Below are 15,730 nucleotides of genomic sequence, written 5' to 3' on the forward strand. Positions count from 1 at the left end.
GCATCAGCGCGAGGCCTGCTTTTCCGTCGCCGCTTCAAGCGCGTTTATTGCATCACAGACGGCTTGGCGCTTGGGTTCGACCGGCTCGTCAGGGTGGAAATGAGAAAGCGAAAGAGTGGTGAAGACGACGGTTAGGTCGCCGATGAGGTCTCGCATTTTGAACCGATCTTCGACATCGGCCGCAATGCGCCAGGCCAAGATGGAATCCCTTCCGCTAAGCGTGTCTTTGCCGCCTCGCTCAACATCTGCACGAAGCATCGCCAACGCGGTGACGCGGTCGACGAGTTGGGTTTCCGGATCGATCAGTAGCTCCAGATCCACGCTTAGAGGCTTGCGTTCTTCAGGCCAGCCGGCACAGCACGCCTCCAGGGCGGCGGTATGGGCTTGGCCCCAGGCTTGTGCGCAGGCGCCGGCTCGACCGTCCAATCCATCTTCCGGAAAGCCGTTTATATCCCAGCCTTCGAGTGCAAAGGCGCCTTGTGCCGCTTCCTCGGCTGTGAAACCGGCGCGCTCCAAAGCCGTCTCGGCGGCCGCGATGCCGCGCGAAATCTCCTCAGGCGATGCGCCTGGGACGGTCAAAACCAGGTCCATGTCTGTCTCCGGTAACTATTTTAGCTACAGTGAACGAAAAGAGAACATTGAGTCAAGACTGCTCTTGACGAGGAAGGAATATGTTCCTTATTCCTGAATGACATCTGAGCAGGAAAGAGGCATGGGAACGCGCCAGAACGCGCCGGCCGGCGAAGCTATGTCCGAACTGGAAGAGGTGGCTGAGCAGGCCATAGCCGCAGCCGGCGGCGATGTCTTGGTCGCGTTGCTGAATGTCCTTGCCAGGAACAACGACCTTGAACGGGAACTGGGCTTGTCGCGGGCCGCAGTCTCGAACGGCTATTCTCGCGGCTGGCATAAGGCGCGGGTTCAATGACCGAGACGGCGGAAGACAATTTCCGGATCGAAGTCTGGGATCGAGAGGAGAAAACCCATCTAGAAACCATATGCCGATCTCCGGACGCGGTGGTCAGCCAGGCAGCTTGGCAGGCGGCCATTCGGCGTCGGCCCGGAATGCTGCTGATTCACTACAACAGCCGCCATGTCATGGAGAAGATTATCACTCCGGGCGAGGTGAAGGTTCCACCGCAGACTGTCATCAACGGCAGCATTCATGCCGGGTTGGACGTTTCACTTGGCGATCTGCGCGAATGGCACACGTTGCGAGCTTGGTGCAAACGCTGCTCGCACTATGCCGAGGTGAAGCCAGCCGCGCTTATTCGGCGATACGGCAAGGACGCGCTGTTCAGCTCCGTTGAGAGGGCGCTTGTCTGCACGAGCTGCGATCGAGGCGGTCCGGTGAGACTGGAGATTCACAAGCTGCCGCGGAATTGAACCGGCTCCTGAGGGAACGGCGAAGGTCCTAGTGTTGCCTGCGCCAATTCCAGGGCTTGTCGAATGAGCCGGCCCACAGGCCGCGCTTTGCGGTCCTGGCTTCCTGCTCGGCTCCAACGTAGAAGCCGGCACTGTATTTCGGCCAATCAAGCGCATAGCCCTGCCTGACCATCCATTCGCCGATATCGACGCCTGCGGCGGTGCAGACAGCGACCATGCGCCTGTAGCGATCGCGGTCGACTCCAATGCACGATGTTGGGCGATGCGCATCGAGGAAATCCGCCAACACCAGAGACGCCTGCTGGCCGCAACGGTACTTCTTGCCAGAGGCGATGGCGCAGATCTGAGCACTCTCCGGCGCGTCCATGCCATTGAGGCGAATCCGCTGTCCATGAATTTCGATCGTGTCGCCGTCCACGACTGATGGAATGCCCACCAGTGGTTCGGCCACGGAAGGCAAGGTGAGGCAGAGCAAGGCGGCCGACAAGCGGCAGACGCCAAGGGCGGGAAATCGCGGCATCTCAGCCATCGCACGCGCAGCCGGGCGCTTTGTGGCATCGCTTCTCTCGCGAGATGCAGCTATCGCCACATGCCTGACCGGCCGAACAAGTCTTGCAACATCCCTCGACATAAACCGTCGACCAGGGCACCGGCGCCTGTGGGCGCCGCACGACCGACGCAGGATCCACCGGCATGAAAACGCCGCCGATCGCCAATGCGGCGATAATCCGAAACATAACTGCGCCTCCCTACGACACCCCGGCTCCGTGCCAGCGACCTCGGTGATCCAAGACCCAGGTCCTTAGTTCTCTTCTTTACCTTCTTGGTCGGGGCAGTTCTTCCCTCATCCGGTTCCGCTGTGCCGCAGACTGAACCGACATGCAACTGAGCCCCGCCACGCGGCGGGGCTTCATCAAGGTCAGGCCGCTACAGCCTGGCACCTTGCCAGGGCAGTCCCTCAGGCTTTGACGGATGCCTTGCGCGTCTTCTTCAGCGGTGACTTGATTGACGCCGCAGGTGTTCTTGCGGCTGCTAAGCGCGCTGGTTTTTTTGTTTTCTCGTTCGCGGTTGGTGCGGGCACCACCGCCTTTCGTCCAAGGCCTGCTGATTTCGCCAATGCCGAGCGCGTGGCCGTATAGTTCGGCGCGACCATAGGATAGTCGACTGGAAGGTTCCACTTCAGGCGATACTCATTAGGGCTCAGATTGTAGTGAACTCGGATATGGCGCTTGAGCGATTTGAACTTCTTCCCATTCTCAAGGCAGATAATAAAGTCTGGCGTCACCGACTTTCTGATCGATATTGCCGGTTCCTGCTTGACCACAGGCTCTATCGCCGTCGTGCCGATGCCTTTCAGAGCGGCATGAATATCGCCAATCAGCTTCGGCAACTCGCCAACCGGCAGCGGATTGTTCGAGACATACGCGGCGACGATGTCGGCCGCTATCGACACAGTATCCAGTTGGCCGTCATGTTCGAGAGCAGTGGTCATATAGTTTCCTCTTACCGTATCGGACGAATTGATCGAGCTTTGATTTGCCATACCGCCAGCGAGACAAATAGTTTATTTCCCTCTACAAGCCACATGTTTTTTCCCAAAACATGCCGAAAATACTACACCTAGGCGAGTCAACCTAGCCAAGCAGAGCCGGCAAGGCTGCCATGAACGAAACGCCGAGAGGTCGGTGTAAGAGGAGAGGCCGGGACATTTGTCGATCATGGCGGAATGAATCTATTCCCTGCGGTGATTCCCTTGCAAACAGGAAGTCGACGATATTCTCGTCATCGTCTCCAGGTAGTTCGGTAAACGCCGCTTCGAGTTTAAGGCGATCCCAAATCACGCGGCCGTCAACTTTCTTCGGCTTCGGCATGCGCCGGTCAGCAACCATCTGGTCGAATTTTGTCATGGCCGCGCCAACATATCGGGCAGCTTCTTCGCGTGAGAGACCCCGAGAAGGATAGGAAAGGGAGTCGCTTTTCATAACCTCGCCCCGGTATGTGTCCGCCCTTGTGCGTGGGCTTCCCATTCATGGATCAAGATCTGGATTGTATAGCCACTGCCGGAAGGGATCCGATCAAACGGTGCGGTGAATTGCGGTCAGGGCGTGTAAATAGGATGGTTTGCTGGTTGAGCGCCGAGTTGGTGTACTGGAAATAGACCGTCGGAATCACGCGACGACCGGTAAAAACGGTGCCCCCTTCTTCGAAGAGTGTCTTATTTTACGCAGGCATGGCACCAATCGTTTTTGATCCGGCGCCCTTCGCCGGGGGCGGTCGGTCCCGCATCCCGCCTGGCGGCGGCGCTATGCTGATGCTCCTTCGGCCGCCTCTGTTGAACCGGTCTCAGGGCCACGAACTTGCTCCAGCACCGAACTGACTTGGTCGCAATGACGGACATTTCGGTGCCTCCGCCTTGTACGCCGTTTTTCATTTGGTCGGGAAAGCAGAGCTCTCCCGACGGAGAGTTAGAGGATGGGAGGGGTTTTTCGCGACGGGTTGAAAGCGGAAGGAGAGGCCTTCGGCGCCCGTCGCGGAGAACCGCGATGTATGTCCGGACCAAACGAACCCACGCCGCCGACCGGTCGAACCTCTACGACGAGATCACCGGCAAGATAATTGCCGAGCTGGAAGGGGGTCGTTTTCCCTGGGTTCAGCCATGGGGAACTTCCGCCGCAAACGCGTCGCTTTCCCTGCCGAAGAATGCCAGGACGCATCGCGCGTATAGCGGGATCAACGTGCTTATTCTCTGGGGCGCGGTCGTTGAATGCGGGTTCCCAACGCAGAGTTGGATAACTTATCGACAGGCTTTCGCGCTCGGCGGGAATGTCCGTAGAGGCGAGCGCGGGACAACGGTCGTTTATGCCGATCGTTTTGTCCCGGATCACGAGAAGAAGCGCGCTCGCGAGACGGGTGAGGATGCTCAAGCCATCCCGTTCCTCAAGCGCTTCACCGTTTTCAACATTGAACAATGTAAAGGGCTACCTGACGAAATCGCAGCTTCGGCTGTACTGCCGGTGGCTAGCCCGATCGAACCGCGTGTCGAGGCGCTGATCAAGGCCACCGGCATCGACTTTCGTATCGGCGGCGATAGGGCGTTTTACGTGCCGGCCCACGATTATATACAGGTGCCTCCGCCCCAAGCCTACTTCGAGCCGATCAATTGGCATCGGACAGCCTTGCATGAGCTCGGTCATGCCACCGGCCACAGTTCACGTCTCGATCGCAAATTATCCGGCTCTACCGCCTCCAGGAAGTATGCGTTCGAGGAACTCGTGGCAGAAATCAACGCGGCCTTCTGCTGCGCCGCCTTGGGCATAGTGCCCACGGTTCGGCATGCCGACTACATCGGCTCATGGCTGGAGGTTTTGCGCGAGGACAATCGCGCCATCGTTCGCGCCGCCAGCCTGGCCAGCAAGGCGGCCGATTGGCTTCTTGGCCACGTGCCGGTGGAGGCCGAAGCATCCATCGGGCTGAGCGCAGGCAACGACAAATGGGCGGCATAATTTCGCTGACCCGAACAGCGCATGCACCGTTCCGCCGATCGGCATAGGTATCAAGTGCCAGCCGCACTTCGTCTGTCCGCTCCAACCATCGGCTCACGCGGAGACAACGTACAGGCCGACATGCGTGCGCGCTCGGCAGTCGAGCAACGGTGTGCCGGATTGTGCAGGCAGGAGAGGGAGAGGGTTGGAGGGATCTTGTGACGGGTTCAAGGCTGAGAGAGAGGCTCTCGGCGGCCCGTCGCGGAGACCTTCAAATGACCACTGCCGTTCAAAAGATCACGCTGTCGTCCTCGCGCGATATCCCTTTCAACAAGCTGGTGCTCGGCCAGTCCAATGTGCGTCGCATCACCGATACCATGCGCGAGCGGCTCACCGCCTACGGACTCTTCCATGAAATCATATCCTGGAAGCTGCGCATGTTTGTGCCGGCGGACGCCAGCGGGCCTGCGGTGCCGGCCAAGGTTATCGAGTGTTGGCCAGTGCAGCGCATCAGTGAGAGGGAGGCCCGCTGATGCTGCCTCGCGATGCATCCGAACTGGCAAGCCATCTTGCTCGGCAGGCTGAGGCTGTTTGCCGCCGTTACCTTTCCAACGGTCGCCGTGAGGGCCGCTACTGGCTGGTTGGCGACGCCCGCAATGCGCCGGGGCGCTCGATGTTTGTGCGTCTCAAGGGACCGGATTGCGGCAAGGGTGCCGCCGGGAAATGGACCGACGCCGCCACCGGCGAGCACGGCGACCTTCTGGACGTCATCCGTGAATCGCTTGGCCTGACGGACTTCAAGGATGTGTCCGGCGAGGCGCGCAGCTTTCTGTCCATGCCGCCCACGAACGAACCAAAGGGCCAGTGGGAGCAAGCCGTTCCCGCTGCCGGCGGTTCCCCTGAAGCGGCGCGGCGGCTGGTCTCCATGTCGCAGCCGATACGGGGAACTCTTGTGGAGACGTATTTGCGCGCACGCGCGATTACAGCCGTGCATGAGACTGGGAGCCTACGGTTTCATCCTCGCTGCTACTACCGTTCAGACCGCGGCCGGACTGAAACCTGGCCGGCAATGGTCGCGGCGGTCACCGACCTCAAAGGCAAGCTTACCGGGGCCCACCGCACCTGGCTCGATCCGGGCGGATTTAGCGAAGCCCATCTCGGCCGCGCTCCGCTCGAGACACCGAGACGGGCCATGGGCGAACTGCTCGGACACGCTGTCCGCTTCGGCTGCTGCTGCGATGTCATGGCCGCCGGTGAGGGCATCGAGACCATGCTGTCGCAACGCACTGTCCTGCCCGCCATGCCGGCACTCGCAGCCTTGTCGGCGGCGCATCTGTCCGCAATCCTGTTTCCTGACACATTGCGGCGCCTCTACATCGCCCGTGACAATGATCCGGCAGGCGACGCAGCAGTGGCAACCCTGATTGAACGCACCAGCGCGGCCGGTATCGAGGCCATGGTTCTGACGCCGAAACTTGGCGACCTCAACGAGGATCTGCGTCTACTCGGCGTCAATGCGCTGAGGGGGATCCTGCGGGTTCAGATCGCGCCACAGGATGTCGAGCGCTTCGTGAAGCTGGCGGCCTGACCGGAAGGGGAAGGGAGGGGTGGCATTTGCTAGGCGTACCTCGGTGCGCAGGGGGGCCTTCGCTGAGGCGAGGGCCGGCCCACCGGCCTTCCAGAGGGCGATCGGGCACCAGCCGGTCCGGACAGGCAATGGCTGCGCCCCGTTATTTTCCGGCGGCCCTTGCCACCCCGTGCGGCGAGCCGCCCGGGACCTCGTCTTCGGGCCTTTCCATCGCGAACCAAAATAGCCGGGCTTCGCCATCCTTCACTCCCGTTCCGGCCCTGCGCTGGCGCTTCGGGTGCAAGTCCGGATCGTCCATCGCCTTCGTCGCCATGAAGGCCGCGATGGGCGCGGCCGGTCCCACGAAGGCAAGCCGCCATGAGCACCGAGCACGATACCGACTTCGAGCCGCAACCCGCATCATCATCCATCGACCACATCCTGCACGAGCTTCAGCTCTACGGCTACCGTCCCTTCGACGATGAACCCGATCCGCGCCCGCTTCCCGAAGGCCGGGTCATAGCCGCCAGCATCGCCGACATCTTCGACGCTCTCCTGGTGGCGATGGCCGACACACGCCTTGAGCCCGACCTCGAGGAGTTGCTGTGGGGGACGGTCAATCTGTTCCATCGCGCGACCAAGCGGATCGAACGCGAGCTCGATGAAAACGAGCTTGGCCAGCAACGGCTACAGCGCGAACAAGACGGATCCGAGGTCAAGTCGGTCGAGCTCGAGCGCCTCATCGCCCAAGGTCAGACGCTGCTCGAACGCCGCAACGCCTTCGAATTGATGCGCGATCAGGCCGCCGAGCATTACGAGCGCCACACACACTCGATCTGGCGCCCGCGTTCGGGCTCTGTCGTCAACCATCGCAACCTGACCGCGGCTCTGATCGACAGCCGGGACTTCGTTGCCGCGAGGAAGCATACAGACAGTCAGGTGCTGTTGCCTCCGGGCCCGAAAGTCGCCTTCACCGGCGGGCTCGATTTCAACGATCATTGGCTGATCTGGGCCAAGCTCGACCAGGTCCATGGCAAGCATCCGGACATGGTCCTGCTGCACGGCGGGTCACCCAAAGGTGCCGAGTTGATCGCGGCCAAATGGGCTCACAGCCGCAAGGTGCCACAGATTGCCTTCAAGCCGGACTGGACCAAACATGGCAAGGCCGCGCCCTTCAAGCGCAACGACGCCATGCTCGACACCTTGCCGATTGGCGTCATTCATTTCCCCGGCTCAGGCATTCAGGACAACCTCGCCGACAAGGCCCGCAGGCTCGGCATTCCGGTGATGAGGTTCGGCGCCACATGACGGCGCCACAAGGCCAGTCGCCTCCAGTCATTCGCTTTGTTTTTCGTCGCTCCCGGCGCGTTGATCGAACGATCGCTCCTGCCGATTTGGCGGCGGTGAATGCGAAGTGGCGAACCATGAGGTTCACATCCCATCCCGTCCTGGAATGGAGAACAGGGACCCTATCCCCGCGTTTGTCGGCGCAATTCCTTGGTCCGGTCCGAGGGCCTGATGCCATCAATCCATAAAGGGTCGGACTACGCAAAGCGTGCCGCCGTTTCGGCTTTGCCTTCACGGTGATTGCGGCCCTCGGCCGGATACATCGGGCGTCTGTCACGCGGGGATCGCTCCCCGCTTCCAGAACAGGAGCCGGGAAAATGTCCCTCGTCGAAGCCAACGCCTTCGCCTTCAGCCTCGCCACCAGGCGCCGGCGACGGTACACTCACGGTCGTGCGGCCGACGAATATGAAGGAGAGGTTTCCCAGATCGTCCGCGACGATCGATCCACCCGAGCGATGATCCGGACAAGATGCGGCCGGACGTCCTTTCCGTCCTGGCCCCAGGGCAGTGCTAAAGCTCGAAGCGCAGTTGACGTTGATCCGGCGGCAACACATCGCCTAGGGAGGAAAGCGTGACGCCCAACAGGCGGATTCCCTTCCGCACCGGAAACACCGATTGAAGGAGATCGGCTGCGAGATGTTCGAAATCCGGAAGTTCGATCGGCACCGCCACCGTGCGGCTGCGCGTGATCTGCTGGAAGTCGGCGAACTTGATCTTCAGCGTGACGGTCCGGCCCCGAACGCCTTTGCCCTCACAGTAGCCCCGGACCTTGGCGACCAGCGGCTTGAGTTCGGCGATTGATGCATTGAGGTCGAATATGTCGACTGCGAACGTGTCCTCGGCGCCGATTGATTTGCGCGGCCGATCTGGTTCGACCTTGCGTTCGTCGATGGCGCGCGCGATTTGATAGTACCAGAGCCCCGCCTTTCCGAAATGCTGCTGCAGGAAAGGGAGCGACTTGCCCTTGAGATCGGCGCCGGTCTCAATTCCGAGCGCCTCCATCTTCGCGGCGGTCGCAGGACCGACACCATGAAATTTCTTGACCGGCAAACCCTCGACAAACGCCGGCCCATGGCGTGGCGTGATGACGAACTGGCCGTTCGGTTTGTTCTGGTCGGACGCCATCTTGGCGAGAAATTTGTTGTACGAGATTCCGGCGGAAGCGGTGAGACCGGTCACCATCAGGATCTTTGTCCTGATCGTCTCGGCGATCGTCGTGGCCGACGAAATATTGAGCCGGTTCTGCGTCACGTCGAGATAAGCCTCGTCGAGCGAGAGCGGTTCGATGAGATCGGTATGTTCGGCGAACACCTCGCGGATCTGAGCCGAGACTGCCCGGTAGACGTCAAAACGAGGCGGCACAAAGATGAGTTGGGGGCATTTGCGCTTTGCCGTGACCGAAGGCATGGCGGAGCGAACGCCGAAGGCGCGGGCCTCGTAGCTTGCGGCAGCCACCACGCCGCGGGCGGCCGCTCCACCGACGGCAAGCGGCTTGCCGCGGAGTTCTGGATTGTCGCGCTGTTCGACCGACGCGTAGAACGCATCCATGTCGACATGGATTATCTTGCGCGGGTCAGCGCCGCGGCAGGGGCCATTTGCCTGCAATGTCATTCCGCCAGGATATAAGCTTCGTGCTGCCGGATCCTACAATCTTCAGTTCCGGACATCGCCCCTTATCATGACCGTCAAATCGTCATTCAAGGATTGGGCCGCGTGGCTCGATCCGTCGGTCTCCGCCAAATCATTGACCAGACCGTTGCCGGCAGGGACATTGTCGGTCGAACAGCTCGGTCAGCTGGACCGTTGGCTCGATTCCAATATCATATACGCAGCGTGCACCTGTTGAAGGAGGCCGCACCAGACCAGCCAATTGAATTACAGCATAGCGTCCCTCGCCATCAGGCGTGGTCGACCGATCCTCTTGGATGCGCGCTTGCGCTTTTCCAGATAGGAAAGCAGAGCCGGCAGGCGCATCGCATTGAGGACTCGCTGCGCAGGGACGCCGCCCTTGCGCGACATCTCAACGCCCCAGTGCATGTGATCGAGCTCGCGAATTGAATGAGCATCCGGATTGACACTGAAGATGCAGCCGTATTCGAGTGCCTCCTGATGCCAGCGCCAGTCGAGATCGAGACGCCATGGATGTGCGTTGACTTCGACGGCGACGCCAAATTTGGCGCAGGCCCGAAGAACTTTGGCGATGTCGAGATCGTAGCCCGGGCGCCGCAACAGCTGGCGGCCTGTCATGTGGCCGATGATCGTCGTCCGGGGGTTGCCGATCGCCTCGATGATGCGCTCAGTCTGCTCCTTCCTGGGCAGTTTGAAGCGGCTGTGCACGCTGGCGACGACGAAGTCGAACTGCTCCAGGACATGATCCGGATAGTCGAGCGAGCCGTCCGCCAGAATGTCAGCCTCAATGCCTTTCAGGATACGGAATCTCCCACCATACCGCCGGTTCAACCGGTCGGCCTCGCGATGCTGTTCAGTTATCTCCTGCAGCGAAAGGCCACCCGCATAGTGAGCGGACTGCGAATGATCGGCGACACCATAATATTCGAACCCGCGCTTGCGCGTGGCTTCGGCCATCGTCTCGAGCGTCTCGGTGCCGTCGGACGCTGTCGTATGGGAGTGCAGGATGCCACACAGATCTTGGTCTCGAACAAGTGCGGGCAGCTCGTGGCTGGCCGCCCGTCTGATCTCATCCCTGCCTTCGCGCAGTTCGGGCTCGACGAACTGCAGGCCTATGGTCTCGTAGATATCCTCTTCTGTCGCTGAGGCGACCAGCTTTCGGCCGCGATAGAGCCCGTCACCCTTCAGGACAAATCCCTTGACGGCCGCGAGCGTCTTCAGCTGCTTGAGGTGATCTGCCGAACCGGTCGCGTCGAGGAGCCTGGCGCCAAAGTGCTTCTTGTCGGTGATGACAACCCGCAGGGTCGCATCCGCGAGCTCGGCCTGCTCCGTGCCTTGCGCTACCAGCGCGAAAGCGGAAACGAGCTCGCACCCGCGCCGGAAGTCACCGGCGATCTCGACGCGGGAGAACTCCGGATGTTCTTGCTGCAACGATGCCATTGCATGCTCCAGGAGAGCAGCAGCCTTGTGGAGATGAAGCTGCATCTGACCGCTTCGCGCGATAGCCAGGTTCTCCAGGATCTTCGTCTGAAGCGCGGCACCAAGCCCCTTGACCGGCCTGATGCGATCTTCCTTCGCCGCGGTTTTGAGCTCCGCCAGCGAACTCACGCCGAGCGCCTGGTGAAGCTTCAATATCTTGTCGGGCCGAAGACCAGGGATTGCAAACAGCTCCATCACGCCTGCCGGCACCTCTTCCCGCAGTTTGTCGAGGCTTGGGTGCGTGCCGGTCTGATGGAGCTTCGTCACGATGTCCGCGATGGCGTCCCCGATCCCCGGGATACTGGTGAGGGCGCCGGCGGCGATGATGCGATCAAGTGGTTGGGAGAGTGCCGCCAGGCTGTCAGCGGCACGTAGATACGCCTTTGCGCGATAGGGATTACCGCCGCGCAGGGATGTCCTATGCGCGTATTCCCTCAGAAGATTGGCGATGGTCCTCGTGTCGGTTTTTGCCATGGCTTCAGGCAAACGAGGCCGGTCTTGGCAGGTTCCAAAGAATCCTGGCGGGCCATGGCGCCGGGTTGGAAAAACGGCGTGGCTTCTCCTCTGCCCGCTGGCGCTACAGATGTGGCAGGGATTGATCAGCGCGCCCCCAGCCCGCCAGAGCCTTGGAAGCCGCTCGTTTCTTCAATTCGGGAGCGTCGCCGACATGGAAATGCGAGGGTGCATTGATGGTCTTCATCTCCGCCCAGGTGATCGGCGCCGCCACCGGAGCACTCGGCCGGGTTCTCGCGCTGTACGGCATGATCGCGGTCGCTCCGCGCTGGTTGCGCAGATAGTCTACGAATATGCGACCCTTGCGGCGGGCCTTCGACAACGCGGCGGTAAAATGGGCCGGATCGCTCTGGGCGACCGCCTGAGCCAGGCGGGACGCGAAATCCTTTACCTCCGGCCATTCTGCCTGTGGGGTCAGCGGAGCGATCACATGCACCCCCTTGCCGCCCGTCAGCATCGGGAAAGTCGTCAGTCCCAACGATTTGAGGATGTCGCGGAATTGAAAGGCAGCCGCGCGGACGGCTTCAAAATCCAAGCCCTCGTCCGGGTCCAGATCGAACACCAACCGGTCGGCCTTTTCGACGTCCTCGATGCGGGCTCCCCATCCATGCAGCTCAATCGTTCCCATCTGGACGCAGGTCATCAGCCCGTCGGCATCGTCCACATAGAGGTAAGGCTCCTCGTGTCCGTCCTTCTCGGTGATCCCGACGTGATGGACCTTGTCGCCAAAGCTGCCGGCGTCGTGTTTTTGGAAAAAGCACTTCTTCGCGCGGCCCTGCGGGCAGCGGACCAGACTGATCGGCCTGTTGCCGACCCACGGAAGCATGATGTCGGCGACCTCGGCGTAATGATCGGCTAGCTGTCCCTTGGTGATGTTGGATTCCGGGTAGATGACGCGGCCGCGATTGCTGATCGCAATCGTGCTGATTGCCGGTGACGGCAGGGTTGCTGTGCGGTGTTCCGTCTCGAGCACGACGGCCTCCGGCTTCTTGTCCTCGCGCAGGCCAAGATAGCTTGGATGACGCAGCGTTCCTTCGTTGGTCATCTCGGTAAAGGCGATCTCGGCTACAAGTTTGGGACGCAGCCAGTGGGCGCCGCGAACCTCCGCGCGCGGCGCCTCGACCGTGGCGGCTTTCTGCTCGAGCGGCGCCATGATCTTCATCAGCCGGGCCATCTCGGCGGTATCGAAACCGGTCCCGACCTTGCCGGCATAGCGCAGCTTTCCGCCATCATTGAAAACAAGAATCAGCGATCGAAACGCGCGATCCTTGTCTGACGGCGTCCAGCCGACGAGCACGAATTCCTGACGTTTGATGCACTTGATCTTCAGCCAGCTGCCGTCCCGGGCGCCGACATAGTCGGAATCCGCGAGCTTCGAGATTACCCCTTCCAGGCCGGCGTCGCAGAAGCGGTTCAGCAATTCCTCTCCACGGCCCTGGATATGATCGGAGTAGCGAAAGATGGGGTTCCTGGCCGGCAGAATTGCCTCCAGTTTCTTCTTGCGCTCCAGGAGCGGAAGCCTGGTCAGGTCTTCGCCATCGAGCTGCAGCAGGTCGAAGGCGAAATAGTCAATGCTCGCCGGAGCACCCTTCAATGCGTTCTGAAGCGCCTGGAAACTGGATCGTCCCTCGGTGTCGGTGACGACGGCCTCTCCATCGATGAGCGCCGAGCGAATCTTGAGCTTGCGTGCCTCGGACAGGATCGAGGGAAAACGGTCGGACCAGTCCAGACCGGAGCGCGTATAGGCGCGCGCCTCTCCGCCACCCACAGCGACGAGGATGCGGTAGCCATCGTATTTCATCTCGTGAATCCAGCGATCGCCGGGGGGAACTGTGTCCACCAGTTTTGCGAGCTGGACCGGCCGGAAGGCAGGTGGCGCGAGTTTGGCCGCGCGTCGCGAGGCTGGCTTCGTAGGGGGAGTTGAAGATCCTCTGATTGTGAGGCGACGCGACGCTGACTTGCTCACAGAATTTACTCTCACCAAACCGAATTGTCCGACGCGCCATTCCGGCGCGCGGCCTATTTCTTTAGTTTCTGCGCGGCGGCATTGAGCTTGTCGCGGTCGTTGCCGACCCGCTTTATCAGCGCCTCGGCCTGCTCTTTGCTGATGCCGTGCTTGCGGGCAAAGTAATTGACCTCGTAGCCTTCACCGCCGGAGACTTGCCGACGGTCGGCGGCGCCTCGCTTCGACTTGTTGTCTGCCATTATCGTCTTCCTTCTTGCCAGGGCGCGGAGTCACGGTGTCGACGTGTAACGCCTCGGGTCGTCTTGCGATCCTGAGCCGGGCAAGAAATTCGATTCACCTGAACTCCCGCCGTCTTGACCTTAATGTTGTCAATATGCAGACCCGGGATGTAGATGTCGCGGCTTGCGCAGTTCCTTGGGCGGCAGTTCGCGCGGATCGGGTCCCGAGCCGCCACTGCGGACGAGGTGGCGGTCGCCTCATGCCGACGTGATAAGGGCTTGATACAGCCCATGCCAAGCCGATCGAGAGACATCTTGGAGACCCGGTGGCTTGGTCTTCTAATCGCATGTGCCGCCATTTCCTCCCTCTTCATTTCACAGAGTGCACCAACGACCTCTCGAGCCGGCTGATCTGGCCGAAGGACGGCTGAAGCCTCGACCGCCTATGCCGCAAGGGCGCGTTGCGCGTTTCTTCCCCTGGGCAAAGCCCATTCCTCGCGGAACCAAGAAACGCGCGCCTCCGCCATCCTCCGCTTTTGCTGCGGTCGCAAGCGATGCGGCGGCGGTCGCCTCCGGCCCCGCGATCGCCATCGAGGCCGCATGGTGCGGGCTCGGAAACGAAGAAACGGAGACTGAAAATGGCTACCATCGGCACTTTCAAGAAGACCAATGCGAACGAGTTCACCGGCGAGATCGTCACCCTCAGCGTCCAGGCCAAGGGCGTGCGCATCGTCCCCGACACCCGGGCCAACGGCGAGAACGCTCCAAGCCACCGCGTGGTGGTCGGCAAGGCCGAAATCGGCGCCGCCTGGTCCAAGCGCTCCAACGAGGGCCGCGACTATCTCGGGCTCAAGCTCGACGATCCGAGCTTCACCGCCCCGATCTACGCCAACCTCTTCGCCGACGAGGAAGGCGAGGGCCACAGCCTCATCTGGTCCCGCCCCAACCGCCGCAACGGCGAGTAACTCTCAATCGAGCCCGTTCGACCCCGGTCGGACGGGCTTTCGCATTCGACGGTGGTCCAGAAATCGCGATCAGCTGCTCTTACGCAAGAGGATCCCATTGTTGGGAAGTACTTCAATGCCTGCTCTTTCAAGCGCATTCACGATCGCTAATATATTATTTGCAATCGGAGTCCGCGCGCCGCGTTCGAAATCAGCGATTGTCTGCCGTGCGACGGTGGCCGCGCGGGCCAGATCATCTTGGCTCCAACCCAACATTGCACGTGCGCCGCGGCACTGCTCGGCGCTGAAATTCGCCGCCTTGTCTCCAATATTATGATTGACCTCAATCAATTTGTATATTACCCCTGTCTCGAACTTGCGGTCGAAGAGGGTGCGCGAACACCCTTTTCGACCTGACCAAAGCCAAGCTGTGTGGAGCTCGGATCATGGCTGATTCCGACAATACCACGACTTTGCCTCCCGTCACGCTGGGACGGGAGAGGCAATCGCCATGCACCAAAGAACACCCTAAGCGTTCGGCCGACCATGCGGTCGTAGACCCGCCGTCGGCCGATCCAGCACTCGTCCTGTCCCTTGCCTGGATCGACGCTCATGTTGGAATGCTAGCCTCCTGTGTCAGGCAGCAGCAGGCCGAGGAGGGGCTCTTGGAGCGCGGCGCGCTCTTCTCCGTCGGCGAAGTCCCTGGGCGCGGGGAGGGCGCTGACGCCGACCGCTATCTCGATGCCCGGACGGCGGAGCAGAGCGAGGCTGAAAAGGCCGATGCCTTGTTGGATAAGATTGCAGTGACGTCTGCCCAATCGCTGGCGGGCGTTATCGCCAAGCTTGCAGTCATCGTTCGAGAAGCGGCTGACAACACAGACCTGTGCGAATTTCCGTTGCCCCACATCCGCTCGGCCCTGGCCGATCTGCGGCGCCTCACGCCTGAAGCGATAAACAGCGAGCCTGCCGGCTGGCCTGCAGGCGACCAGTCGATCGGCGCGCTGTTCGAGCAGTCTGCATCCTCTTTCGCCGCCTGGCGCGCCTTCAGCGCGTGGAGCCAGGGCGATGAGGAGGCCTATCGCGCCTGGACGGACACATTCAAGACACTGGAAGGGGCCAGCCAGTAGGCATCGCAAAGTCTCGGCCTGATGCTCGGCGCCGAGATCTCTCTCGTTCATTCGTCAATGACGGAATCCAAGGAT

Annotated in this window: 16 protein-coding genes and 2 pseudogenes; 9 read left to right on the forward strand and 9 right to left on the reverse strand. The window is 61.1% G+C overall.

The annotated features are described in order from the left end of the window. Positions 1-3 precede the first annotated feature (3 nt). A complete protein-coding gene (locus FJ953_RS19055; RefSeq protein ID WP_140499772.1) occupies positions 4-591 on the reverse strand; it encodes a hypothetical protein in 588 nt (195 codons plus the stop codon). 121 nt (positions 592-712) lie between these two features. Here FJ953_RS19055 and FJ953_RS19060 point away from each other — a divergent pair, with 121 nt between their 5' ends. Beyond that, on the forward strand, positions 713-925 hold the full coding sequence (locus FJ953_RS19060) for a hypothetical protein (RefSeq protein WP_140499774.1): 213 nt from the start codon (positions 713-715) through the stop codon (positions 923-925). Further along, a complete protein-coding gene (locus FJ953_RS19065) occupies positions 922-1,383 on the forward strand; it encodes a hypothetical protein (protein ID WP_140499776.1) in 462 nt (153 codons plus the stop codon). The genes FJ953_RS19060 and FJ953_RS19065 overlap by 4 nt, the downstream gene beginning before the upstream one ends. A gap of 28 nt (positions 1,384-1,411) precedes the next feature. Here FJ953_RS19065 and FJ953_RS19070 read toward each other — a convergent pair whose 3' ends face one another. The 3 genes and pseudogenes from FJ953_RS19070 to FJ953_RS19080 all read right to left on the reverse strand — a co-directional run bounded on the left by FJ953_RS19070 (position 1,412) and on the right by FJ953_RS19080 (position 3,365). Beyond that, on the reverse strand, positions 1,412-1,903 hold the full coding sequence (locus FJ953_RS19070) for a thermonuclease family protein (protein ID WP_140523060.1): 492 nt from the start codon (positions 1,901-1,903) through the stop codon (positions 1,412-1,414). Between the two features lie 438 nt (positions 1,904-2,341). Next, positions 2,342-2,875 carry a MucR family transcriptional regulator gene (locus tag FJ953_RS19075; RefSeq protein ID WP_140523057.1) on the reverse strand — a complete coding sequence of 178 codons (534 nt, stop codon included), beginning with the start codon at positions 2,873-2,875 and terminating at the stop codon, positions 2,342-2,344. Between the two features lie 240 nt (positions 2,876-3,115). Beyond that, positions 3,116-3,365: pseudogene (locus tag FJ953_RS19080) on the reverse strand (hypothetical protein). A gap of 561 nt (positions 3,366-3,926) precedes the next feature. Here FJ953_RS19080 and FJ953_RS19085 point away from each other — a divergent pair. The 4 genes from FJ953_RS19085 (at position 3,927) to FJ953_RS19100 (ending at position 7,740) form a co-directional block, all read left to right on the forward strand. Continuing rightward, positions 3,927-4,886: an ArdC family protein gene (locus tag FJ953_RS19085; protein WP_140555422.1), complete on the forward strand. Its 960-nt coding sequence runs from the start codon at positions 3,927-3,929 to the stop codon at positions 4,884-4,886. Between the two features lie 254 nt (positions 4,887-5,140). Beyond that, complete coding sequence (locus tag FJ953_RS30930; protein ID WP_140523055.1) at positions 5,141-5,398, forward strand: hypothetical protein; 258 nt, start codon at positions 5,141-5,143, stop codon at positions 5,396-5,398. Then, positions 5,398-6,453, forward strand: a complete 1,056-nt coding sequence (locus tag FJ953_RS19095; protein WP_140523052.1) for a toprim domain-containing protein — start codon at positions 5,398-5,400, stop codon at positions 6,451-6,453. Before FJ953_RS30930 ends, FJ953_RS19095 begins: the two co-directional genes overlap by 1 nt. Before the next feature lie 357 nt (positions 6,454-6,810). Continuing rightward, entirely contained in the window at positions 6,811-7,740 is a 930-nt protein-coding gene (locus tag FJ953_RS19100) for a DUF2493 domain-containing protein (protein WP_140523050.1), read from the forward strand. Positions 7,741-8,289: 549 nt separating this feature from the next. On the opposite strand, the gene dinB is transcribed toward FJ953_RS19100, so the two are convergent. After that, positions 8,290-9,390 carry a DNA polymerase IV gene (gene dinB, locus FJ953_RS19110; RefSeq protein ID WP_140523046.1) on the reverse strand — a complete coding sequence of 367 codons (1,101 nt, stop codon included), beginning with the start codon at positions 9,388-9,390 and terminating at the stop codon, positions 8,290-8,292. A 48-nt stretch (positions 9,391-9,438) separates the two neighbouring features. Here dinB and FJ953_RS19115 point away from each other — a divergent pair. Continuing rightward, a pseudogene (locus FJ953_RS19115) lies at positions 9,439-9,625 on the forward strand (hypothetical protein); the annotation flags it as partial. Between the two features lie 29 nt (positions 9,626-9,654). Here the strand turns inward: FJ953_RS19115 and FJ953_RS19120 are convergent. The 3 genes from FJ953_RS19120 to FJ953_RS19130 all read right to left on the reverse strand — a co-directional run bounded on the left by FJ953_RS19120 (position 9,655) and on the right by FJ953_RS19130 (position 13,605). Beyond that, positions 9,655-11,361, reverse strand: coding sequence for a DNA polymerase/3'-5' exonuclease PolX (locus FJ953_RS19120; protein ID WP_140523044.1), 1,707 nt, complete (start codon positions 11,359-11,361; stop codon positions 9,655-9,657). A gap of 103 nt (positions 11,362-11,464) precedes the next feature. Continuing rightward, positions 11,465-13,366, reverse strand: a complete 1,902-nt coding sequence (ligD, locus tag FJ953_RS19125; RefSeq protein WP_224680367.1) for a DNA ligase D — start codon at positions 13,364-13,366, stop codon at positions 11,465-11,467. A 53-nt stretch (positions 13,367-13,419) separates the two neighbouring features. Next, on the reverse strand, positions 13,420-13,605 hold the full coding sequence (locus FJ953_RS19130) for a DUF3606 domain-containing protein (RefSeq protein WP_140523042.1): 186 nt from the start codon (positions 13,603-13,605) through the stop codon (positions 13,420-13,422). Between the two features lie 617 nt (positions 13,606-14,222). Here FJ953_RS19130 and FJ953_RS19135 point away from each other — a divergent pair. Beyond that, entirely contained in the window at positions 14,223-14,549 is a 327-nt protein-coding gene (locus tag FJ953_RS19135) for a DUF736 domain-containing protein (RefSeq protein WP_042643545.1), read from the forward strand. 69 nt (positions 14,550-14,618) lie between these two features. On the opposite strand, the gene FJ953_RS19140 is transcribed toward FJ953_RS19135, so the two are convergent. After that, on the reverse strand, positions 14,619-14,879 hold the full coding sequence (locus tag FJ953_RS19140) for a helix-turn-helix transcriptional regulator (protein WP_224656332.1): 261 nt from the start codon (positions 14,877-14,879) through the stop codon (positions 14,619-14,621). 95 nt (positions 14,880-14,974) lie between these two features. Here FJ953_RS19140 and FJ953_RS19145 point away from each other — a divergent pair, with 95 nt between their 5' ends. After that, positions 14,975-15,655, forward strand: a complete 681-nt coding sequence (locus FJ953_RS19145) for a hypothetical protein (RefSeq protein ID WP_224656331.1) — start codon at positions 14,975-14,977, stop codon at positions 15,653-15,655. Positions 15,656-15,730 lie beyond the last annotated feature (75 nt).

Source organism: Mesorhizobium sp. B2-3-6 (assembly GCF_006442305.1).
Lineage (GTDB): Bacteria > Pseudomonadota > Alphaproteobacteria > Rhizobiales > Rhizobiaceae > Mesorhizobium.

Bases quoted from the DNA above. Each gene is read 5' to 3' on its own strand.
- FJ953_RS19135 (WP_042643545.1), top strand. From the start codon at position 14,223: ATGGCTACCATCGGCACTTTCAAGAAGACCAATGCGAACGAGTTCACC.
- FJ953_RS19055 (WP_140499772.1), bottom strand. From the start codon at position 591: ATGGACCTGGTTTTGACCGTCCCAGGCGCATCGCCTGAGGAGATTTCG.
- FJ953_RS19145 (WP_224656331.1), top strand. From the start codon at position 14,975: ATGGCTGATTCCGACAATACCACGACTTTGCCTCCCGTCACGCTGGGA.
- FJ953_RS19060 (WP_140499774.1), top strand. From the start codon at position 713: ATGGGAACGCGCCAGAACGCGCCGGCCGGCGAAGCTATGTCCGAACTG.
- dinB (WP_140523046.1), bottom strand. From the start codon at position 9,390: ATGACATTGCAGGCAAATGGCCCCTGCCGCGGCGCTGACCCGCGCAAG.
- FJ953_RS19070 (WP_140523060.1), bottom strand. From the start codon at position 1,903: ATGCCGCGATTTCCCGCCCTTGGCGTCTGCCGCTTGTCGGCCGCCTTG.
- FJ953_RS19065 (WP_140499776.1), top strand. From the start codon at position 922: ATGACCGAGACGGCGGAAGACAATTTCCGGATCGAAGTCTGGGATCGA.
- FJ953_RS30930 (WP_140523055.1), top strand. From the start codon at position 5,141: ATGACCACTGCCGTTCAAAAGATCACGCTGTCGTCCTCGCGCGATATC.
- FJ953_RS19095 (WP_140523052.1), top strand. From the start codon at position 5,398: ATGCTGCCTCGCGATGCATCCGAACTGGCAAGCCATCTTGCTCGGCAG.
- FJ953_RS19075 (WP_140523057.1), bottom strand. From the start codon at position 2,875: ATGACCACTGCTCTCGAACATGACGGCCAACTGGATACTGTGTCGATA.
- FJ953_RS19120 (WP_140523044.1), bottom strand. From the start codon at position 11,361: ATGGCAAAAACCGACACGAGGACCATCGCCAATCTTCTGAGGGAATAC.
- FJ953_RS19085 (WP_140555422.1), top strand. From the start codon at position 3,927: ATGTATGTCCGGACCAAACGAACCCACGCCGCCGACCGGTCGAACCTC.
- FJ953_RS19100 (WP_140523050.1), top strand. From the start codon at position 6,811: ATGAGCACCGAGCACGATACCGACTTCGAGCCGCAACCCGCATCATCA.
- FJ953_RS19130 (WP_140523042.1), bottom strand. From the start codon at position 13,605: ATGGCAGACAACAAGTCGAAGCGAGGCGCCGCCGACCGTCGGCAAGTC.